22 protein-coding genes are annotated in these 20897 nt (G+C 65.9%); 13 read left to right on the top strand and 9 right to left on the bottom strand.

Annotation, left to right across the window (positions count from 1 at the left end):
- Positions 1-36 precede the first annotated feature (36 nt).
- The 4 genes from rpmG (at position 37) to ribA (ending at position 3226) form a co-directional block, all read left to right on the top strand.
- Positions 37-204 (top strand): 50S ribosomal protein L33, encoded by a 168-nt coding sequence (gene rpmG / locus KVF90_RS03710; RefSeq protein WP_017664380.1) that lies wholly within the window; start codon positions 37-39, stop codon positions 202-204.
- An 82-nt stretch (positions 205-286) separates the two neighbouring features.
- Positions 287-955: a LolA family protein gene (locus KVF90_RS03705; protein ID WP_264393508.1), complete on the top strand. Its 669-nt coding sequence runs from the start codon at positions 287-289 to the stop codon at positions 953-955.
- A 415-nt stretch (positions 956-1370) separates the two neighbouring features.
- Positions 1371-2159: an exodeoxyribonuclease III gene (locus tag KVF90_RS03700; RefSeq protein ID WP_264393507.1), complete on the top strand. Its 789-nt coding sequence runs from the start codon at positions 1371-1373 to the stop codon at positions 2157-2159.
- A gap of 38 nt (positions 2160-2197) precedes the next feature.
- Positions 2198-3226, top strand: coding sequence for a GTP cyclohydrolase II (gene ribA, locus KVF90_RS03695; protein WP_264393506.1), 1029 nt, complete (start codon positions 2198-2200; stop codon positions 3224-3226).
- On the opposite strand, the gene KVF90_RS03690 is transcribed toward ribA, so the two are convergent.
- Positions 3223-4152, bottom strand: a complete 930-nt coding sequence (locus tag KVF90_RS03690; protein WP_413677040.1) for a right-handed parallel beta-helix repeat-containing protein — start codon at positions 4150-4152, stop codon at positions 3223-3225. The two genes, ribA and KVF90_RS03690, sit on opposite strands and share 4 nt — an antisense overlap.
- Positions 4153-4347: 195 nt before the next feature.
- On the opposite strand from KVF90_RS03690, the gene KVF90_RS03685 reads away from it, so the two are divergent.
- The 6 genes from KVF90_RS03685 to KVF90_RS03660 all read left to right on the top strand — a co-directional run bounded on the left by KVF90_RS03685 (position 4348) and on the right by KVF90_RS03660 (position 9531).
- Positions 4348-4632: a hypothetical protein gene (locus KVF90_RS03685; protein ID WP_264393504.1), complete on the top strand. Its 285-nt coding sequence runs from the start codon at positions 4348-4350 to the stop codon at positions 4630-4632.
- Positions 4633-4645: 13 nt separating this feature from the next.
- A complete protein-coding gene (locus KVF90_RS03680) occupies positions 4646-4897 on the top strand; it encodes a hypothetical protein (RefSeq protein WP_264393503.1) in 252 nt (83 codons plus the stop codon).
- A 45-nt stretch (positions 4898-4942) separates the two neighbouring features.
- Positions 4943-6145, top strand: a complete 1203-nt coding sequence (locus KVF90_RS03675; protein ID WP_264393502.1) for an acyl-CoA dehydrogenase family protein — start codon at positions 4943-4945, stop codon at positions 6143-6145.
- An 85-nt stretch (positions 6146-6230) separates the two neighbouring features.
- Positions 6231-7463, top strand: coding sequence for a CoA transferase (locus KVF90_RS03670; protein WP_264393501.1), 1233 nt, complete (start codon positions 6231-6233; stop codon positions 7461-7463).
- Positions 7460-8686, top strand: a complete 1227-nt coding sequence (locus KVF90_RS03665; protein WP_264393500.1) for an acetyl-CoA C-acetyltransferase — start codon at positions 7460-7462, stop codon at positions 8684-8686. The genes KVF90_RS03670 and KVF90_RS03665 overlap by 4 nt, the downstream gene beginning before the upstream one ends.
- Complete coding sequence (locus KVF90_RS03660; protein ID WP_264393499.1) at positions 8683-9531, top strand: MaoC family dehydratase N-terminal domain-containing protein; 849 nt, start codon at positions 8683-8685, stop codon at positions 9529-9531. The genes KVF90_RS03665 and KVF90_RS03660 overlap by 4 nt, the downstream gene beginning before the upstream one ends.
- On the opposite strand, the gene ppk2 is transcribed toward KVF90_RS03660, so the two are convergent.
- On the bottom strand, positions 9528-10304 hold the full coding sequence (gene ppk2 / locus KVF90_RS03655; protein WP_264393498.1) for a polyphosphate kinase 2: 777 nt from the start codon (positions 10302-10304) through the stop codon (positions 9528-9530). The two genes, KVF90_RS03660 and ppk2, sit on opposite strands and share 4 nt — an antisense overlap.
- Before the next feature lie 54 nt (positions 10305-10358).
- On the opposite strand from ppk2, the gene phhA reads away from it, so the two are divergent.
- Complete coding sequence (phhA, locus tag KVF90_RS03650; protein WP_264393497.1) at positions 10359-11297, top strand: phenylalanine 4-monooxygenase; 939 nt, start codon at positions 10359-10361, stop codon at positions 11295-11297.
- A 105-nt stretch (positions 11298-11402) separates the two neighbouring features.
- Here phhA and KVF90_RS03645 read toward each other — a convergent pair whose 3' ends face one another.
- From KVF90_RS03645 to KVF90_RS03630, 4 genes are all read right to left on the bottom strand, one after another.
- A complete protein-coding gene (locus KVF90_RS03645; protein ID WP_264393496.1) occupies positions 11403-11660 on the bottom strand; it encodes a GlsB/YeaQ/YmgE family stress response membrane protein in 258 nt (85 codons plus the stop codon).
- A gap of 86 nt (positions 11661-11746) precedes the next feature.
- A complete protein-coding gene (locus tag KVF90_RS03640; protein WP_264393495.1) occupies positions 11747-12550 on the bottom strand; it encodes an undecaprenyl-diphosphate phosphatase in 804 nt (267 codons plus the stop codon).
- Positions 12551-12790: 240 nt separating this feature from the next.
- A complete protein-coding gene (locus tag KVF90_RS03635) occupies positions 12791-14968 on the bottom strand; it encodes a M13 family metallopeptidase (protein WP_264393494.1) in 2178 nt (725 codons plus the stop codon).
- A 125-nt stretch (positions 14969-15093) separates the two neighbouring features.
- Positions 15094-16956, bottom strand: coding sequence for an ABC transporter transmembrane domain-containing protein (locus KVF90_RS03630; RefSeq protein ID WP_413677003.1), 1863 nt, complete (start codon positions 16954-16956; stop codon positions 15094-15096).
- Positions 16957-17136: 180 nt separating this feature from the next.
- Between KVF90_RS03630 and KVF90_RS03625 the strand changes: the two genes are divergently transcribed.
- Complete coding sequence (locus KVF90_RS03625) at positions 17137-18375, top strand: polyhydroxyalkanoate depolymerase (protein ID WP_264393493.1); 1239 nt, start codon at positions 17137-17139, stop codon at positions 18373-18375.
- An 86-nt stretch (positions 18376-18461) separates the two neighbouring features.
- Positions 18462-18854 carry a reverse transcriptase-like protein gene (locus tag KVF90_RS03620; RefSeq protein WP_264393492.1) on the top strand — a complete coding sequence of 131 codons (393 nt, stop codon included), beginning with the start codon at positions 18462-18464 and terminating at the stop codon, positions 18852-18854.
- Between the two features lie 138 nt (positions 18855-18992).
- Here KVF90_RS03620 and KVF90_RS03615 read toward each other — a convergent pair whose 3' ends face one another.
- The 3 genes from KVF90_RS03615 to ung all read right to left on the bottom strand — a co-directional run bounded on the left by KVF90_RS03615 (position 18993) and on the right by ung (position 20831).
- Positions 18993-19265 (bottom strand): hypothetical protein, encoded by a 273-nt coding sequence (locus KVF90_RS03615; RefSeq protein WP_264393491.1) that lies wholly within the window; start codon positions 19263-19265, stop codon positions 18993-18995.
- A gap of 97 nt (positions 19266-19362) precedes the next feature.
- Entirely contained in the window at positions 19363-20148 is a 786-nt protein-coding gene (locus tag KVF90_RS03610; RefSeq protein WP_264393490.1) for an enoyl-CoA hydratase, read from the bottom strand.
- A complete protein-coding gene (gene ung, locus KVF90_RS03605; RefSeq protein ID WP_264394652.1) occupies positions 20145-20831 on the bottom strand; it encodes a uracil-DNA glycosylase in 687 nt (228 codons plus the stop codon). The genes KVF90_RS03610 and ung overlap by 4 nt, the downstream gene beginning before the upstream one ends.
- Positions 20832-20897: the final 66 nt, after the last annotated feature.

Below are 20897 nucleotides of genomic sequence, written 5' to 3'. Positions count from 1 at the left end.
CACCCGCCGGGCCGACCCATTTGACAGGATACCGCCATGGCGAAGCCCACCACCGTCAAGATCCGCCTCGTCTCGAGCGAGGGCACCGGCTTCTTCTACGTGACCAAGAAGAACCCGCGCAACATCACCGAGAAGATGAGCTTCCGGAAATATGATCCCGTCGCGCGCAAGCATGTCGAGTTCAAGGAAGCCAAGATCAAGTAAGATCGGCTTCCAGCGCCTGTCCCTGCGGGACGGGCGCGATAATTCATCGACAGTTCAAGCCGGCCGCCTTAACCGCCTCGGCATGAAAACACCCATCTCTCCTGTTCGCACGCTGCTGCTCGGCCTTGGGGCCGGTGCGCTGGCGCTTGGCCTTGCGCCCGGCAACCCTTTGCCGTTGACCCCGCCCGCTGCGGCGCAATCGGCTGGCGATCTCGACAAGGTGGTCGGCGCGCTGCGCGCCATCTCGACCATGAAGGCCGACTTCACCCAGACCGACCGGCAGGGCAACACCCTGCGCGGCGTGATGACCCTGAAGCGCCCCGGCAAGATCCGCTTCGATTACGGCAAGGACGCCGATTTCCTCGTCATCTCCAACGGCAAGTCGCTGTTCGTGGTCGATTACGAGGTCAGCCAGGTCGAACGCTGGCCGATCGGCAATTCGCCACTGGGCGCGCTGTTCGATCCCGAAAAGGACGTGAAACGCTACGGCAAGATGGTGGCGACCGGGAACAAGGACGTGTTCAGCGTCGAAGTGCGCGATCCCAAGAAGCCCGAATTCGGGATGATCACCATGATCTTCGTCAAGAATGCCTCGGCGCCGGGCGGCTTGCAGCTCACCCACTGGGTCGCTCTCGACGCGCAGAACAACCGCACCCGCGTGCAATTGTCCAACCAGCGCTACGGCGTGAGCGTTCCGGACAGCACATTCACGTTCAAGGATCCGCGCCGCTCGACTCGTCGTCCGGGGTGAACGGACGTCCGACGAACGGTTGTATAGAAACGACAAGATTTCACGCGTGTTCATGTGAATGAAAGGCGGAATCGGCTAATCATTCTCAACAAGGCGGTTCGAAGGGAGGTTTCCCCCCTGTTGCCCACCCTTCACCAAGGGCCTGCCTTGTACAAGCGTGACGAACGCTCCATGGAACCCTCGACCCATCGCCCCCGGGTCGGGGGTTTTTGGTTTTTTGGGTTTTGTGTTTCACAGCCCCTTCGCGATGCGAGATCCTCGCTCATGCGACCTGAAGGTCGCGTCGCTGCGGGCGGCCGGTCGGCCTTGCGGTCGCTGCGCGACCGATCCTGCACGACCCCAGATGCGCCACGCGCCAATTCGGCACCAAAGTCAAAGGTAGAAACTTGGCGGATGACGCCGTAAGTCCGCCTCCATGCTGTCTGTTGCCACCTGGAACATCAACTCCGCGCGCCTGCGCGTGGGCCTCATCGAAAAGCTGCTCTCCGAAGCCGCGCCTGACATCCTGTGCCTGCAGGAAATCAAGTGCGAGAGCCACCTGTTCCCGGCCGAGGCGCTGGCGAATCTCGGTTACACCTATCAGGCGGTGAGCGGGCAGAAGGGCTACCACGGCGTCGCCACCATCAGCCGCGTGCCGATCCGCGAGGTGACCCGCCACGACTGGCAGGACAATGGCGAAGCGCGGCACATCGGGGTCGAGGTGCTGGGCAAGGATCTTCTGGTCGAGAATGTCTATGTCCCCGCAGGCGGCGATGTGCCCGACCGCGAGGTGAACACAAAGTTCGGACAGAAGCTCGACTTTCTCGGGCGGATGACCAAGTGGGCGGACACGCTCGACCGGCCCACGCTGATCGTCGGCGATTTCAACATTGCCCCGCTGGAAAGCGACGTGTGGAGCCACAAGCAGCTGTTGAAGGTCGTCAGCCACACGCCGATCGAGGTCGAGACGCTGGGCAAGTTCCGCGACGCGCATGGCTGGGTCGATATCGGCCGCGAACACGTGCCGCATCCGGGCCGCTATTACAGCTGGTGGAGCTATCGCAATCCGGCTTGGCAGGAGAACGACAAGGGCCGCCGGCTTGACCACATGTGGGCCTCGCCCGAATTGGCCAAGCAGGCGACCGCGCACCGCGTGCTCGAAGATGCGCGCGCCTGGACGCAGCCCTCCGACCACGTACCACTGATCACGGAGTTCGACCTCTGAGCGAAACGCCTTCTCCGTCCCGCCGGGCCGCGCAGGCGGTGGATGCGCTGCGGCATGGCTGGCCGCTGGCATTCGAAGGGGGGCCGACCCTGCTGCCGGTCGAAACCGCCATCGCGCAAGGGGCAAGCGCGCCCCGGATGCTGATCTCCGCCGCGCGCGCCGCCACGCTGAAACTCGCCAACCAGCGCGAAGCTGCCGTTCCCCACGCCCCCGTGCTGATTGCGGGCGGGGAGGCCTTCACCCTGCGCGATGCCCTGCCGGTCGCCGACCCGGCGCTCGATCTGGGCAATCCGCTCAAGGGCCCGTTCAAGGCGGTGAGCCTCGACTGGGCCGAAACCGCCGCCGCCGCGCTCGAACTGGCCCGGATTGCCGGAATCCTCCCCGCCTTCCTCGTCGATCCGGACGATGCGGGCGAAGCGCAGCCGGTCGCCGTGTCCGACCTTGCCGCCTATGCCGATGCCGGTGCCTTGCGCATCGTCACCCGGGCGCGTCTGCCCGTCTCGGCTTGCGAGGATGCCGAGATTGTCGCCTTCCGCTCCGCCGCCGACCTGCGCGAGCATGTCGCGCTGATCATCGGCAAGCAGACGGGTGACCGCCAGCCGCTCGTCCGGCTCCATTCCGAGTGCCTCACCGGCGACATCCTCGGCAGCCTCAAATGCGACTGCGGCCCGCAACTGGATGCCGCGCTCCACGCGATGGCGCATGAAGCGCGCGATTCCGGCGGCTGGGGCGTACTGCTCTATATGCGGCAGGAGGGACGCGGGATCGGGCTCGTCAACAAGCTGCGCGCCTATCGTTTGCAGGATCAGGGCTTCGACACCGTGGAGGCCAACCAGCGGCTCGGCCTGCCTGACGAAGCGCGCGACTTCCCGGTGGCGGCGCGGATGCTGGAGCTGCTCGGCGCGCGGACGATCCGGCTGCTGACCAACAATCCGGCCAAGGTCGAGGCGCTATCCGCAGCCGGAATCACGGTCAGCGAACGCGTGCCGCACCAGCTCCCCGAAAACCCCCACAACGCCCGCTATCTGGCGACCAAGCGCGACCGGTCGGGGCATTTGCTGCTTTAGCGCTGCTCGTACGGCTTGATGCCGGCCGCAATCGTGTTGCCCTTCATCACGATCCGCGAGCCGGACCAGTCGGCAAGGAACACGCTGCTGCGCGACAGGCCGGGGACGAAGCGGGCTTCGTTGTTTTCGACCTGCAGCCCGTCCGAGGGGTGGAGCAGGTCTTCCGCGCCCAAGGCGATGAAGGCCGAATAGTTCTCCTTGTCGCGGCCCTGCACGAACCAGTTGTCCGCGATCCGGCCGACGCTGCCGGCGGGCAGGTCTATCATGTAATTTGTGCCCTTGCCGTTCGCATCGTCGAAGCTGTTGTTCTCGATGGTCACATTGGCCGCGCGCCCCTTGACGTAGTGACCGCCCATCCCGCGCTCGAACCGGCTTTCGCGCACGGTCAGCGAGCCATAGTTGCCGATGTAAATCGAATGCGCGCACCCGGCAGAGTTCTCGCAAGTGCCAAGCCCGGTGAAGGTCGAACGGGTGATGTAGATACGGCTGCCGGGATCATCGGCGGTCAGGATGCCCTGCTGACTGTTCTCGAAACGCGCATAAGCGACGTTGAGCGCGCCTTTCTCGAGCCGGATGCCCGCGCCGTTGCCGTCCGCGACGCGCAGGTTGCTGAAGGTGAGGCCGCGGATCTCCGCGCCCGTGCCGCGCAGCACCAGCGCCGCCTTGCCTTCGCAGGATCGGCCCGCAAGGGTGACCGTACCCGGCTCGGCAGCTTCATAGACAATCACGCCCTGTTCCTGCACCGCGCACTGGCGATAGGTGCCGGGCGCGATGCGGATCGTGGCGCGGGCGTTGCCGACGGCATTCACCGCCTGCTGCAAGTCGCCATAGCTGCGTCCCGTCTCGACCACGGTGAAGGCGCCGGGCACCGGCTGTGCGCTGGCGATCGTGACCGGGACGACGGCGGCGGCAATCAGCGCAATCATGCGGACGGGCGGGAGCGAGATGGTGTTGATCATGCGCGTGACAATATCACGCGCCGCCTGCGCCAACATCGCTTGTGCAGCGGGTGTGCCCATTTGGCACTTGGCGGCGGGGCCAAGCCTTCGCTACACCCTGCTGCGAACCGGGCGGCGCCGCGCGCCGTTTCCGGAGCCACTCGAGAGGAGAGACCCCCTACCATGCGCAAGCTGACCACCCTTGCCGCCCTGTCCGCCGCCTCGCTGGCGCTGGCCGCTTGCGGCAGCGCCGATGACGCCTCGACCGAAGCGAGCGCCGACACGGTCGAAATGCCCGCTGACAGCGCGCTTGCCCCGGTGACCGAAGCGCCAGTCGCCGATCCGTCCGCCACCGCCACCGATGCGCCCGAGGCCGCTGTGCCCGAGGCGTCCGCCACGGCAGCGGGCGATGCCGCGGCCGGTGTCGCGGCGGAAGCGGCTGCCGCCGCCGAAGAACCCGCCGAGTAAGCCGGCGCCTGCGATGCCGCGCCTGCCGCTCGCCGCCGCTTTGGCCTTGCCCCTCGCCCTCGCCGCCTGCGGGGATGAAGGGGCAAGCGCGCCCGGCGGGGTCAGTCCCGGCGAGGCCAAGGCGCTGGAGGACGCGGCTTCAATGCTCGACGAGCGTCAGCTGCCCCCCGAGGCTCTGCCGACTGACGCGGCCACCGCACCCGCACCGCAAGGCTCCGGTGCGCCCGCCGAAATGACAGGCGACGCAGCGCCCCGGCGCAATTAACCGGCCCTCGCCAAACTTCTTTCCCGTTCAAGGACGAAGCCGATCATGAATGCCCCCACCAGCCTCGCCGCCCCGCTCAATGCCGGCATGGACGAGGACACCTTCGAGCAGTTTGCCGAGCAGCTCACCCGCTATGTCCGCGAGCGTCTGATCCCGGCCGAACCGCAGGTGATCGCCGAAGACCGCATCCCCGAGGACATCCTCAAGGAAATGCGCGAGATGGGGTTGTTCGGCCTGTCCGTGCCGGAGGAATACGGCGGCGCAGGGCTCAACATGACGCAATATGCCCGCGTCGTGAACATCATGGCCTATGCCGCGCCCGCTTATCGGTCGATCTTCTCGATCAATGTCGGCATGTTCGCGAGCGCGCTGAAGAACGGCGCGACCGAAGCCCAGAAGGCCGAATGGTACCCGAGAATCGCGGAAGGGCGGATCGCCTGCTTCGGCTTGACCGAACCCGGCTCGGGGAGCGACAGCGCCGGTCTGCAGACCACCGCCGTCCCTGATCCGGACGGCAATGGCTGGATCCTCAACGGGACCAAGCGTTACATCACCAACGCCCCCCATGCCGATGTCGCGCTGATCATGGCGCGCACCAGCAAGGAGGCGCTGCCCAAGAACGCGCACGTTTCCGCCTTCATCGTGCCGATGAACAGCGCGGGCGTCTCGCGCGGTTCGCCCGACAAGAAGATGGGCCAGAGCGGCTCGCACATCTCGGACATCATGCTTGATGACGTGCGCGTGCCCGGTGACGCGCTGTTGGGCGGGGAGACCGGCAAGGGCTTCGTCTTCGCGATGAAGAGCCTCGACAACGGGCGCATCTCCGTAGGCGCAGCGGCGACCGGCTATGCCCGCCGCGCGCTCGATTCGGCGCTGCGCTACGCCAACGAACGCAAGGCCTTCGGAGAGCCGATCGCCAATTTCCAGCTGATCCAGGCGATGCTCGCCGACAGCGAGATCGAAATCTACGCCGCCGAAGCGATGATGGCCGATGTCACCGCCCGCGCCGACCGGGGGGAGAACATCCTGGTCAAGGCCGCCGCCTTCAAGGTCTTCGCGTCCGAGATGTGCGGCCGGGTGGTCGACCGCGTGGTGCAGATCTATGGCGGCGCGGGCTATCTCGCCGAATATGACGCCGAACGCTTCTTCCGCGATGCGCGCATCTACCGCATCTACGAAGGCACGACGCAGATCCTCCAGCTTCAGATCGCCAAGCACATGCTGCGCGAATGGGCGGCCAATGCATAACGTCTGTCATTCCCGCGAAAGCGGGAACCCAGAGCGGCAATATCCCGCGGGAGGCCATGGGTCCCCGCTTTCGCGGGGATGACATTTGTATAATCTATTGCACGACCTGAGCATCGTCGAAGTCTCCAGCTTCGTCGCTTCGCCCACTGCGGGGCTTTACTGCGCGCAGCTGGGCGCGGAGGTGATCCGCGTCGATCACAAGGCGGGCGGGCTCGATTACAACCGCTACATGCTAACCCGCGAGGGGCGCTCGCTGTCTTGGGAGAACCTCAACCGCGCCAAGAAATCGGTAGCGCTTGATCTGCAATCACCGGCGGGGCGCGAGCTGCTGGTCGAATTGGCGGCGAGCGTGGGCCAATGCATCACCAACCTGCCGGAGCAGAGCTTCCTCAGCCACGCGGCAATGGCGGCCAAGCGTGCCGACATGATCTCGCTTCGGGTGATGGGCTGGCACGATGGGCGCCAAGCGATGGACTTCACCGTCAACGCCGCCGCCGGATACCCGCTGATGACCGGACCAGAGGATTGGGATGCCGCCAGCGCGCCGCCGGTCAATCAGGTGCTGCCCGCGTGGGACTTCATCACCGGGGCCTATGGCGCCTTCGCGATGCTCGCCGCGCTGCGCCACCGTGACCGCACGGGCGAGGGCAATGAAGTGCGCCTGCCGCTCGGCGATGTCGCGATCGGGACGATGGCGAATGCCGGGCTGATGGCCGAGGTGCTGTACCGCGGCGGCGACCGCGAGCGGCTCGGCAATGCGATCTGGGGCGCATTCGGGCGCGACTTCCGCAGCAAGGACGGCGTGCGCTTCATGGTTGCTGCGCTCACGCCCAAGCAATGGGGCGGGCTGGTGAAAGCCTTCGGACTGGAGGCGGGGATCGCCGCGCTTGAGTCCGAAGCGAGCGTGCGCTTCGCCGATGGGGACACACCCCGCTTCCAGCACCGCGCCGCGCTGTTCGCGCTGTTCCAGAGCGCGGCGGACGGCATGGATTATGCCACCCTCGAATCGCGCATGGCGGCTGAGGCCTGCACCTTCGAACGCTACCGCACCGCTTACGAGGCGGCGAATGATCCGGTGCTGGTGGCGCAGAACCCGCTGTTCGGCCCTGCGCCAGCCAACCCCTCGGGCTTCGATTACCCCGCGACCCGCAGTTTCGCGAACCTGCCGGGCCGAGAAGCGGGCGATCCTGCGCCAGCACCCTACCTCGGGCAACATTCCGAGGAGGTGCTTGCCGATAAGCTCGGCCTCACCTCCGGTGCGATCGGCAAGCTGGTCGATGCGGGGACGGTGGCGCTTTCAGACAAGGACAGAATATGACCAGACGCGCCGCCATCTGCACGCCCCTGCGCACTCCGGTGGGCAAGTTCCTCGGCGGGCTTTCGAGCATGAACGCGGGCCAGTTGGGCGCGGTGATCCTCAAAGCCCTGATGGAGCGCTCCGGCATTGATCCCGCGCGCGTGGACGACGTGGTGTTCTCCCAAGGCTACGGCAATGGCGAGGCACCCGCGATCGGTCACTGGGCGTGGCTTGCGGCGGGCCTGCCCATCGAGGTGCCCGGCTTCCAGCTCGACCGGCGCTGCGGATCGGGCGCGCAGGCGGTGGCGACGGCGGCGATGATGGTCGAAACCGGGATGGCCGATGTGGTCGTGGCGGGCGGGGTGGAATCGATGTCGAATGTCGAGCACTACACCCTCGCTGCACGCGGGGGTGTGCGAATGGGCGACATGGTGCTGCACGATCGCCTCAGCCGCGGCCGCGTGATGAGCCAGCCGGTCGAGCGCTTCGGCGTCATCACCGGCATGATCGAGACCGCCGAGAACCTCGCCAAGGATTACGGCATTTCTCGCGAGGAAGCCGATGCTTTCGCCGTCCGCTCGCACCAGAATGCGGCGCGGGCATGGGCGGAGGGCAAGTTCGCCGAGCAGCTCGTCCCCGTCGCGATTCCGCAGCGGAAGGGCGACCCGGTGATCTTCGACCATGACGAGGGCTACCGCACGGACGCTTCGATGGAGACGCTCGGCAAGCTTGCCCCCATCGACGGGAAGCGTGACCCGCAAGCCATCGTCACCGCAGGTAATGCCAGCCAGCAGAACGACGCGGCCGCCGCCTGCCTGGTGGTGGCTGAGGACAAGCTCGAGGAACTCGGCCTTACCCCGATGCTGTGGTTCGGCGGCTGGGCGGCGGCGGGCTGCGATCCTTCGCGGATGGGCATCGGCCCGGTGCCCGCCGTGGAGCGGCTGTTCGAGCGGCGCGGGTATAGCTGGGACGATATCGGCCTTGTCGAGCTCAACGAGGCTTTCGCGCCGCAGGTGCTCGCCGTGCTCAAGGGCTGGGGATGGAGCGACGATGACAGCCGCCGCGATATCCTCAACGTCAATGGATCGGGCATCAGCCTCGGCCATCCCATCGGCGCCACCGGCGGGCGTATTCTGGCCGACATGGCGCATGAAATGCACCGGCGCGGGGCGCGCTACGGGCTTGAGACCATGTGCATCGGCGGCGGTCAGGGCATTGCAGCCGTGTTCGAGCGCGCGGTATGAATTTCGAGGCGTGGATCGGGCGCGAGACGCGGGCGAAGGACCGGCTCGATGAAGGGCTGGCCGACCGCTGGCTCGCCACCTTCGATCTCGCCCGCCCACACCCGGCGATCATGCCGCAGGGGATCCACTTCGCGCTGTGCGCGCCCGAGGCGCCCACCGCGAAGCTGGGCGAGGATGGTCACCCGGCGCGCGACGACAGCCCGGACAGCTTCCTCCCGCCCTTCCCCATGCCGCGCCGGATGTGGGCCTCCAGCAAGATCGCCTTTCACGCCCCCATCGCCATCGGCGCGGTGATCGAGCGGGTCAGCAAGGTTGCCTCGGTGAGCGAGAAGGCGGGCGGCTCGGGCCGCCTCGCCTTCGTCGATATCGAGCATGTGACGAAGGCCAACGGCACGCTGGCGGTGATCGAGAGCCAGACACTGGTCTATCGCGACGCCGCAAGCGCCGATGCGCCGCTGTCTCCGCCGCCCTTGGCCGAGGGCCGCTTCGACCCCGCCGGCTGGGACGCCCACCGCGCCCTCACCCCCGACGCGCGGCTGCTGTTCCGTTACTCGGCGCTGACCTTCAACACTCACCGCATCCACTATGACACGCCCTATGCCAGCGAGGTCGAGCGCTATCGCGGACTGGTGGTGCACGGCCCGCTGACCGCGAGCCTGCTGCTGCAACTGGCCGCCACTGAGCTTGGCGAGAACCGGCTGCGGTCATTCCAGTTTCGTGGGCTCTCTCCCGCCATCGCGGGCGAGCCGCTGCATCTGGTGATGCGCAAGAGCGAGGGCGGGTACGAGCTGGCGGCCTTTGCCGATGATGGCCGACAGGTGACGGCGGCGAGCGCAGCGGTCTAGCCGATCGGAAAATCCGCAATCGGCTTCAGCACGCCGTAGCTCTCCGCCACCGGCTCCCGCCCGAGATCGGGGAAGGTGATCGCTTCCGGCTCCTCATGCGTATCGGGAATACGCGACAGCAGATCGCGGACCAGCGTCAGCCGCCCGCGCCTTTGATCATTGAAATCGACGATGGTCCAAGGCGCGTGGTTTGTGTGGGTTGCCTCCAGCATCGTCTCGCGCGCCTTGGTGTAGTCGTCGTATTTCTCCCGCGCGGCGAGATCGATGGGCGAGAGCTTCCAGCGTTTCAGCGGGTCTTCCAGCCGTTCGCGCAGCCGCCCCTCCTGCTCGGACTGATCGGCGGCGAGCCAGTATTTGAACAATAGGATGCCGTCGTCGGTCAGCAGCTTTTCGAAAGCGGGGGCCGTTTCCAGAAACGCCGCGACCTGGGCCTCGGAAGCGTAGCCCATCACCTTCTCGACGCCCGCGCGGTTGTACCATGACCGGTCGAACAGCACGATCTCGCCCGCGGTGGGCAGGTGGGGGACATAGCGCTGGAAATACCACTGACCCATCTCGGCCTCGGTCGGCTTCGACAGCGCCACGGTGCGGCACTGGCGCGGGTTGAGCGCCTCGCGCACCGCGCCGATCGCGCCGCCCTTCCCCGCGGTGTCGCGCCCTTCAAACAGCACCACGATCCGCGCACCGCTCGCCTTGACCCAGCGCGCCATGCTGACCAGTTCGAGCGTCAGCGGCGCGAGCGCCTCATCATATTCCTTGCGCTTCATGCCCATGCCGCTCTCCTGCGTTTGTCCTCGCGCCACGAAGGTAGTATCATCTGCAACGATATGGCCACGCTTGCAGATTCTCCGCCCGATTTCGCCACCCTGCCAGACATGGCAGCCGATGTCTTTACCGCGCCGCTCGCCCGGCCTGCGCATGTCGGCGCGGACTGGCTGGAGCCGAAGCAGACCGATTACACGGCGGAAGATCACGGCGTGTGGGACGATCTGTTCGCCCGCCAGATGGAGGTCCTGCCGGGCCGGGCGTGCTCGGCATTCCTGCACGGTCTGGACAAGCTCGACCTGTCACGCGGCGGCATTCCGGAATTCGGCACGCTTTCCGAGGAACTGGGCGCGCTCACCGGATGGAGCGTCGTGCCGGTGCCGATGCTGATCCCCGATCACGTATTCTTCTGGCACCTCGCCAACCGCCGCTTCCCTGCGGGCAATTTCATCCGCACGCGCGAGACCTTCGACTACATCGAGGAGCCGGACGTCTTCCACGACGTGTTCGGCCACGTGCCGATGCTGACCGACCCCACCTATGCCGATTACATGCAGGAATATGGCCGCGCCGGGTGGAAGGCGATGCGGTATAACCGGCTCAAGGCGCTGGGTGCGCTCTATTGGTACACGGTCGAATTCGGGCTGATCGAGGAAGCGGGCGAGGTGCGCGCTTACGGCGCGGGCATCCTGTCAGGCCCGACCGAGGCGCGTTTTGCGGTCGAGGCGGAGAGCCCCAACCGCATCATGCTCAATGTCGACCGCGTGATGCGCACCGATTACGTGATCAGCGATCTGCAGCCGACCTATTTCGTGATCGAGAGTTTCGCCGATCTCTACCGTCAGACGGTGGAGCGCGATTTCGATCGGCTCTACCGCAGCCTGCCGGCCGGCTTCACCTATGCCAATTCGGCAGTGATCGATGTCGACAATGTGCTGCACCGGGGAACGCAGGAATATCACCTGCGCGGCGGACGGGGGAGCGGAGCGGTGCCTGTTTAGGAATCGATGCCGGAGGCATCGCAAGGCCGACTGGCCGCCGCGGCTTATGCCGCGAAAGCCAAGGCGGACGGATGTCCGCCGCCCGGCGCGTGAGGGCTAAACAAATTACGCTTTGACTCTGCGCCTCACGACGGCGTGATACAGCACCATCGCGACGGCCGTCGCAGCCAGCGCAATGCCGAGGCTGAGGAAGGACAGGCTGCCGATCATGGTGCCGTCATTGGCGATTTCGCCCGCGACCACCGATACCGCCACGCCGAGCATGACCTGACGCAGAATGTCGCCCGGCGCCTCGGTCCGCGCGAGGATCGAGGCCAGCCAGCCCAGAGTCGCCCCCAACACGATCAGCACCAGCAACGCCATTTTGTCCGTAGTCTCCGATAAGCAGCGGGCCTATCCGCCCGACTCCCAAACCAGCAGGGGCGCGGCTGGTTCCAGCACAGCTCCACTTATCGCAGCGAGAGCCACGCCAGACCGGCCAGACCAATCACGATCCGGTACCATGCAAAGGGGCCGAAACCGATTTTCGTCACCACCGCGACGAACAGTTTCACCACCACCAGCGCGACCAGAAAACCCGCGAGCGAGCCGATCCCGATCAGCTCGATATCGCGGGAGGTGAGGTCCGATCCATATTTCGCCAACTGGTAAACCGTCGCGCCGCTCAGGGTCGGCACGGCGAGGAAGAAGCTGAATTCCGCCGCTGTCTTGCGGTCGACCCCGAAGGCCATCGCGCCGAGGATCGTCGCGCCCGATCGGCTGACGCCGGGGATCATCGCAAGGCACTGCACCAGCCCGATCAGCACCGCGGTGCGCAGCGGCACGCCGGAAACGCCCGCCCCTTCGGCAGGCGGCTTGGCCCAGCGTTCGATGGCAAGGATCGCGACGCCGCCGATGATCAGCGTCCAGCATACCAGCACGGCATTGCCCAGCATGGTCTCGATCACGTCGCCAAAGGCCAGGCCGAGGATCACCGCCGGGAAGAACGCGACCAGCAGATTGCGCACAAAGTTCAGCGCGCCCTTCTCGAGCCCGAACAATCCCTTCGCCACATCCCAGAAGGTGCGCCAGTACAGCACGACAATCGCAAGGATCGCCGCAGGCTGGATGGCGATGTTGAACACCTCCCACTCACGCTGGTCGAAACCCAGCAGTTCGGTGGCGAGGATCAGGTGTCCGGTCGAGGACACGGGCAGGAACTCGGTCAGCCCTTCCAGGATGCCGAGGAGGATGGCGGCAAGCGTATCGGTCATGAGCGGAACGCTTCGACGAGCGGGCGCGGGGTGTCAAACCAAAAGGCCCGCCCGGGTGGGGGGCAGGCCAATGGGGCGCACGCAACTCGGCCCGCCATGGGGCGGGCCGCGAGCGCACGCGCGCGAGCCGCAGGCGCCCGGAGCGTAGCGGAGGAACAGCGCCGAGGACGTGCCCGCGGAGGCGGGCACGCAAACAAGAAAGCGGGGTCCCGGGTCAAGCCCGGGACGGGGGATCAGGATCTACCAGATCCGCACGCGCTCTTCCGGCGGCAGGTACATCGCGTCGCCGGGCTTGACGCCGAAGGCCTCGTACCATTCGTCCAGATTGCGGACGACGCCGTTGACCCGGTATTCCTCGGGGCTGTGGCTGTCGGTGCGCAGGCGGTTGCGGTAGTTCTCTTCGCGCTGGGTCGAACGCCACACCTGCGCCCAGGCGAGGAAGAAGCGCTGGTCGCCGGTCAGCCCGTCGATCACCGGCACGTCCTTGCCCTTGGTGGCGAGCTTGTAGGCGCGGTAGGCCATCGAAAGCCCGCCGACATCGCCGATGTTCTCGCCCAGCGTCAGGCGGCCATTGACGCAGGTCGCGCCGGCATCGAGCGGGCAGAAGGCGTTGTACTGCGCCACCAGCCGGTTGCCGAGCGTATCAAAGGCGGCGCGGTCGGAATCGGTCCACCAGTTGCGCAGCGCGCCGCTGGCGTCGGACTTGGAGCCCTGATCGTCGAAGCCGTGGCCGATTTCATGGCCGATCACCCCGCCGATGGCGCCATAATTGACCGCAATGTCATTGCTCAGCGCGAAGAACGGCTGCTGGAGAATGCCCGCGGGGAAGACGATCTCGTTCTTCACCGAGTTGTAATAGGCATTCACCGTTTGCGGCAGCATGCCCCATTCGGTGCGGTCGATGGGCTGGCCGAGCTTGGCGATATTGTCGGCCTGCTGCCACTTGGCCGCAGCCATGCGGTTGGCGATGGCATCGCCCGGCGTGATTGCGAGGCCGTCATAGGTCTCGAGATTGGGGCGGTAGCCGATCTTGGGATCGAAGCTGGCCAGCTTGGCGCGGGCCTGCGTCTTGGTCTCTTCACCCATCCAGGTGATCTCGTTGATCGATTCCCCCAGCGCGGTGCGCAGGTTGGCGACCAGCTCGTCCATCGCCACCTTGTTTTCGGGCGGGAAGTAGCGCGCGACATATTCCTTGCCGATCAGCTCGCCGATCAGGCCTTCCGCCTCGCCGATGGCACGCTTCCAGCGGGGGCGCTGTTCGGGCGTGCCGCGCAGGGTCTTGCCGTAGAATTCGAAGCTGGCGGCATCGAAGCGCGCGGGCAGGACGGCGGCATTGCCCGAGAGCATTTCCTTGACCATCCACGCCTTCAGCGTCTCGACCGAAGTCTCCGAAACCAGCGCGAACATGCCCGGCAGGCCGGTGCCGATCTTGGCAAGGGTCGCGTCATCAAGCTTGTACTGCGCGATTTCCTCGGGCGTGGGCGGCATCAGGCTGACGACGAAGCCGGGGCTGGCTGAAATCCCGATCTTGTCGATCATCGCCGAGACTGGCACTTCGCCGCCGATCGCGGACAGCTCGTCTGCGGTCAGCAGGTTATAGGTGAGGTCACGGTTGCGGCGCACCGCGCGGTCCCACTGGACCTTGCGCGCATTGGCGTCTTCGAAGGCATAGACCGCCTCGGCCATGGCTGCCGGGTCGGCATAACCTGCCTCGCCCAGCAGGAAGGCGAGATAGGCCTTGTACTTGGCCTGGATCGCCACGCCCTTTTCGGTTGTGTCGAGATAGTAATCGCGGTCGGGCAGGCCCAGCCCGCCAAAGCCGACTGTGGCGATGTGGCGGTCGGGCTGCTTGGCGTCGATGCTGACCCCGCCGCCGATCGGGCTGGCAAAGCCGGGCTCGGCCCACAGCATGGCGAGATCGGTCAGCGACTGCGCGCTCTTGATGCGGTCAAGGTATGGCTGCGCCGGGGCGAGGCCCGCCTGTTCGATCGCGTCGGTATCGAGGAAGCTGCGATAGGCATCGAGAATACGGCGTTCGTCACCCGAAAGGGAGGCCGCGTCCTTCGCCGCCAGATCATCCATCAGGGCCTTGACGTCATAGGTGCTCTTTTCGCCGAGCAGCACGAAGGCGCCGATCCTGCTGAATTCGGGCGGCAGCGGGTTGGCGTCGATCCAGCGCTTGTTGGCATAGGCGTTGAAGTCATCGCCCGGCTTCACATCGGCGGCGAGGTATTCCGGATCGAAGCCCCACTTGCCAAAGCTGATGGTCGGCAGGGCCGGCGCAGGAGCGGCAGTATCGGTGGCTTCGAGCAACAGCTCCACGCCATCCTCATGGTCATGGGCGGAGTCTTGGGCGAAGGCCGGCGCGGCGAGCGCGAGGAGGCTCGCGCCGAGCAGGGCTACGGATTTGTGGATCATGTGCGGTGTTGTCCCTGAGAAGCTGGGGCAGAGTTCTGCCGACTGTCACAGTAACGATGCACACGGCAAAGGGTTGCGCTTCGTCAGGCGCGTCCGGCGTTTCGTCGAAAAGCGGAAATCGGAGTTCAGGCCGCCGCGTCGGCGAATTGCAGCCGCGCGAGGCGTGCGTAGAGCCCGCCCGCCTTGCTCAGCGCATCATGCGTGCCCTGTTCGACGATCCGGCCTTCATCCAGCACCACGATCCGGTCCGCCGCGCGCACGGTGGCGAGGCGGTGGGCGATCACCAGCGTGGTGCGGTTCTGCATCAGCGCTTCCAGCGCCTGCTGGACCAGCTGTTCGCTTTCGGCATCCAGCGCGCTGGTGGCTTCATCCAGCAGCAGGATCGGCGTATCGCGCAGCAAGGCGCGGGCAATGGCGACGCGCTGTTGCTGCCCGCCCGAAAGCTGCGTTCCGCCCTCGCCGAGATAGGTGTCGAGACCCAGCGGCAGGGCGCGCAGGAAGCTTTCGGCATTGGCGGCGCGGGCCGCCTGCCAGATATCCTCGTCGGTGGCGTCCCACTTGCCATAGCGCAGGTTATCGCGGGCATTGGCGCTGAACAGCACGCCGTCCTGCGGGACGAGCGCGATGCGCGCGCGGATTTCGGCAGGGTCGGCACTGGTCAGCGGCACGCCATCCAGACGGATGGTGCCGACCTGCGGATCATAGAACCGCTCGACCAGCTGGAAGATCGTGGACTTGCCCGCCCCCGATGGGCCGACAATGGCGACAGTCTCGCCCGGCTCGATCTCCAGCGTGAAATCGTGGAGCGCCGCGGTTTCGGGCCGCGCCGGATAGCGGAAGGTGACATTGCGGAACGACAGGCTGCCGCGGGCAGGCTCGGGCAGGCGTTCGGGCCGCGCCGGTGCCGCGATTTCGGGCCGGGCTTCGAGAAGCTCGGCCAAACGGCTCGCCGCGCCCGCGCCGCGCAGCAGATCGCCATAGACTTCGGTCAAAGCGCCCAGCGCGCCCGCCACCAGCCCGCCGGTCAGGACGAAAGCGGCGATCGTGCCGCCGCTGATCTCGCCCGCCGCCACTGCCAGCGCGCCGCGCCACATCACCAGCACCACCCCGCCGAACACCAGCAGGATCACCACCGTTGTCATCGCCGCGCGCAGCATAATGCGCCGCCGCGCGGTGGCGAACGTGCCTTCGACGACGCTCGCAAACCGCTCGCTCTCGCGGCTTTCCTGACCGAAGCTCTGCACGATCTTCATCGCCGAGAGCACTTCGGTCACATAGGCGCCGACATCGGCGATCCGGTCCTGACTGGTGCGCGAAACCGCGCGGATCTTCCGCCCGAAATAGACAATCGGGATGATGACCAAGGGGATGCCGATCAGCAGGCCCATGGTCAGCTGCGGCGCGAGGAAGACCAGGAACCCGATCCCGCCAATCCCCGTCAAAGTGTTGCGCAGCGCCACCGAAACGGTCGTCCCCACCACGTTCTCGATGATCGCGGTATCGCTGGTCATCCGGCTGGAGATTTCCTTGGGGCTGTTGACCTCGTAGAAGCCGGGCGAGAGGCGCAGCAGGTTGGCCTGCACCTTCAGGCGGATATCGGCGACCACACGCTCCCCGATCCAGCTCACGAAATAGAAGCGCATTGCCGTGCCGAGGCCCAGCACCACAACAATCATCAGCAGGTACTGGAAGGCGTGGCCGATATCGTCGGTGTTGGCGGTGCCGGTGAAGGCCTCGTCGATAATCACCTTGAAGCGCCACGGAATCGCCAGCGTCGCGGCCGAGGTAATGACCAGCGCGACCAGCGCGAATGCGATCTCGCGCGGATATTGCAGGGCCGTGCCGAACACCATGCGCAAGGGCCCCAGCGAGCGCGATTTCGGCGCAGGTTCGGCCGTCTCGGGAAGCGCGGCGACGATGGCTTGGGCCATCCCCGGCGTTTCGTCCGTGGTTTCGTTATGGTCGCGCGTGTGGGGTTCGCCGTGCATGGTCGCTGCGCTCTAGCCGCACACGCAGCGAAATTCACGTGCAAAAAACAGTGCGGTCTCGCCCCGGCAAGTTTGCCACCTATGCAATTGTGCATTGCACAATAACCGGCAAAGGCGCATCTGACACGACAAGGTGCCGCAAAACAAGGCGCCAGACCGTTCGACGCCTGAGGTAAACCGATGCTTTATCATGCCTATGAACTCCAGCGCAGCTGGATGAACAGTGCCAGCGCGCTTGCTTCGATCAGCGCCGGAATGCTGTCGAACCCCGTCAATCCGTTTGGCTACATGGGCATGGGGCCGATGGTCGCCAACGCGCTGGACGTGTTCGCCCACGCCACCGCGCATTATGGCAAGCCCGCATTCGGCATCACCGAGGTCGAAATCGGCGGCAAGCCCCGCGCCGTGACCGAGACCATCGCGCTGAAGCGTCCCTTTGGCGATTTGCTCCACTTCACCGTCGACGGCACGCCTTCCGACCGCCCCCGCCTGCTGATCGTCGCGCCGATGAGCGGCCATTACGCCACACTGCTGCGCGGCACGGTGGAGCGGATGCTGGAAAGCGCCGATGTGTTCATCACCGATTGGGCCGATGCCAAGATGGTGCCGGCCAGCGCGGGGAACTTCGATCTCGATGAATATATCGACTACCTGATCGAATTCGCCGAGCATGTGCACGCCGATGCCAAGGGCCAGCGCATCCACATGATGGCGGTCTGCCAGCCCTCGGTCCCGGCCTTTGCCGCGACCGCGCTGATGAACCTGCACAAATCGCCCGCGACGCCTGCCACCCTCACCATGATGGGCGGCCCGATCGACACGCGCGAATGCCCCACCGTGGTCAACAACATGGCGATGCAGCGCCCGATCGAGTGGTTCCGCCAGAGCGTGATTGCCACCGTGCCGCACAAGTATCCGGGCGCGGGCCGCCGCGTCTATCCCGGCTTCATGCAGCTTTCGGCGTTCATGAGCATGAACCTTTCGAGCCACATGATGAGCCACTACGAGATGTTCAAACACCTCACCGTGGGCGATGATGCGAGCGCCAACGCGACCAAGGATTTCTACGACGAATATCGCTCGGTCTGCGACATGACGGCGGAATTCTATCTCCAGACCGTCGAAGAGGTGTTCCAGAAGCACTCGATCCCCAAGGGCGAGTTCCGCCACAAGGGCGAGCTGGTCGACATCACGCAGATCACCGACACAGCCCTCCTCGCCATCGAAGGCGAGCGCGACGATATTTCAGGGCTGGGCCAGACCAAGGCCGCGCTGAAGCTGACGCCAAACCTGCCCGAGGCGAAGAAGCGCTACTACATGGCCGAAGGCGCGGGGCATTACGGCATCTTCAACGGCAGCCGCTGGCGCACCAAGGTCGCGCCGGTGGTGGAAGAATGGATCGCCGCTCACGCAGGGTGAGCGGTCAGAAAGCGGCGGGCGTGTACTGACGCAATCGACGCAGGAGACTGCCCGCTTGCGACCGCATTGCGAAAAGGTGCGGTCAGGTGTCTTACCGGCGACGGCTGAAAATCTACTTCGACGGCGGCTGCCGACCCAATCCCGGCGTCATGGAGGCGGCCGTGGTCGCGCGCGGTGCCACCTACTTCTTCGACGATTTGGGATGCGGCACAAGCAGCGACGCCGAATGGCTCGCCCTCCGGCTTGCCCTCCAACTCGCGCAATCCCTCGGCGAGCCTGATTTTGATCTGGTCGGCGACTCGCTGGAAGTCATCCGGCAGGCGAGTGGGTCAGTCCGTTGTGGTTCGATTGCAGCCGCGGATCACCTCGCCAAATACGAGCAATGCGCGGCATCCGGACGACCGAGACGTCTGATATGGACGCCCCGGCGGCAAAACCTGGCAGGCATAGCACTCGCCGGACGCATCATCTGGCGGTGAGCCATCCAGGTCGGCTGCGGTGACTGCCCCCTATGGTCGTCAGCCAGCCCTGTCCTGATCGGGCCATCAAACGGCAGCTATTTGCGGTTTCATTCCCAAAACCTGAATTGCAGGAAGCGACCCCGGAGTGGACGCCACTCAGTCAAACGCTGGTAAGTCGAAAGCCTCACCCGCAGCATCTTTTGGCGGAGCGCCGATGGTGGTTATGAAACCATATTGCCAGCCCGTCTGCCCAAGCACGACCTCGTGCGCCTCAAACCCTTCCGGATAATCTCGGAACCCGGGTTTGCCCTTCAGAGCTTCGATTGCAGCGTCAGCATCAGGACGACTGGCGTAGATTCCGATATGAAGCTCTGTATCCTCGCGGTCTTCGTATTCGCGAGTGAACCAAAGGTCGTAAACGATTGTCATAGCCGATCTTTATCACGCTCTGTCGGAGGGCGGCAACGGCAACTCTCCACCCAATTGCTGTCATTCGCCGCCCCCGGCGGAATCCCGAAACCCGCCTTTACCCCTGCCCTCGCCCGCGCTCCTGCACGGCGGCGCGGCGGGCTTCTACTTCCTCAGGAGCGACGGCTGAATTGGCGGCGGTGCTGCGCTCCGCTTCGAGGGCCAGCCCCTCGCCGAAGCTTAGCCCATAGCCGTCGTCGATCAGGCGCTTGTAGTTCGCGAGGAACGCCGGATCGATCCCGGCCATGTCGCTCGCCAGTTTGCGGGCGAGGGGGAGCAGCGCGTCAGGCTCCACGACATGATTGACCAGCCCCCATGCGCGGGCCGTTTCCGCATCGAGGAAGTTGCCGGTAAAGGCGAGTTCCTTGGCGCGGCTGATGCCGATCATGCGGGACAGCTTCTGCGACAGGCCCCAGCCGGGCACGATCCCGACCCGCGCGTGGGTGTCAGCGAACCGCGCGTTGGTGCTCGCCACCAGCACGTCGCAGGCGAGCGCGACTTCGAAGCCCCCGGTGATCGCCACCCCGTTGATCGCGCCGATCACGGGCTTGCGGCACAGCTCGATGGCCTTCACCGGATTGTCGGCAGGATCGGTGGCATTGGCGCTCCCCAGCGCACCCGCCTCGCTCCCGAGTTCCTTCAAGTCGAGCCCGGCGGTAAAGGCCCGCTCGCCCGCGCCGGTCAGGATTACCGCGCGCACGTCATCATCCGCGTCGACCTGCCGCATCACCTCGGCCAGCCGCGCCCGCAGCGCGCGGTTCAGCGCGTTCATGGCCTGCGGACGGTTGAGAGTGACGGTGGCAACGCCATCGGCCACATCGCACAAGATCACGTCGTCCATCATATCCTCCAATCGATCGCCCCGCGCCCGGCACTTTCCAGAAAGGCGTTGGTCTGGCTGAACGGGCGCGAGCCGAAGAAGCCGTTATGGGCCGAAAGCGGGCTGGGATGCGCCGAGGTCAGCACGAGGTGCTGTGATGCGCGGCCCAGTGCAGGCACCCGGCTCGCCTTCTTCCTCGCATGGCTGCCCCACAGGATGAACACGGTCGGTTCCTCGCGCGCCGCCACCGCCGCCACGCAAGCATCGGTCACCGCGTCCCACCCGCGCCCCGCATGGCTGCCCGCCTGCCCGGCCTCGACCGTCAGCGTGTTGTTGAGCAGCAGCACGCCCTGCCGCGCCCACGGCGACAGATCGCCGGTCGCGGCGCGCGGCAGGCCAAGGTCGGCCTCCAGCTCCTTGTAGATATTCACCAGCGAAGGCGGCACCCGCACCCCGTCCTGCACCGAGAAGGCGAGGCCATGCGCCTGATCGGGGCCGTGATAGGGGTCCTGCCCCAGAATCACGCAGCGCACCGTTTCCAGCGGCGTCAGTGCCAGCGCGGCAAGGCGCTTGCCGCGCGGCGGATAGACCACCCTGCCCGCCGCTTCCTCGGCCTTCAGCCATCCGCCGAGCTTACGCGCCTCGGGTGTCGCCAGCACCGGCTCAAGCGCCGGGCGCCAGCTTTCGGGGATCGTCTCGCTTGCCATCGCGTTGCAACCTACACGCACCGCTTGCTGCCGCGCCACTGGCCCCTTCCCCTCTTTCCCCAATGC

Source organism: Porphyrobacter sp. ULC335, assembly GCF_025917005.1.
GTDB lineage: Bacteria > Pseudomonadota > Alphaproteobacteria > Sphingomonadales > Sphingomonadaceae > Erythrobacter.
Note: the sequence above shows the minus strand (reverse complement) of the source record. Positions and strands in the feature narration are given on the sequence as shown.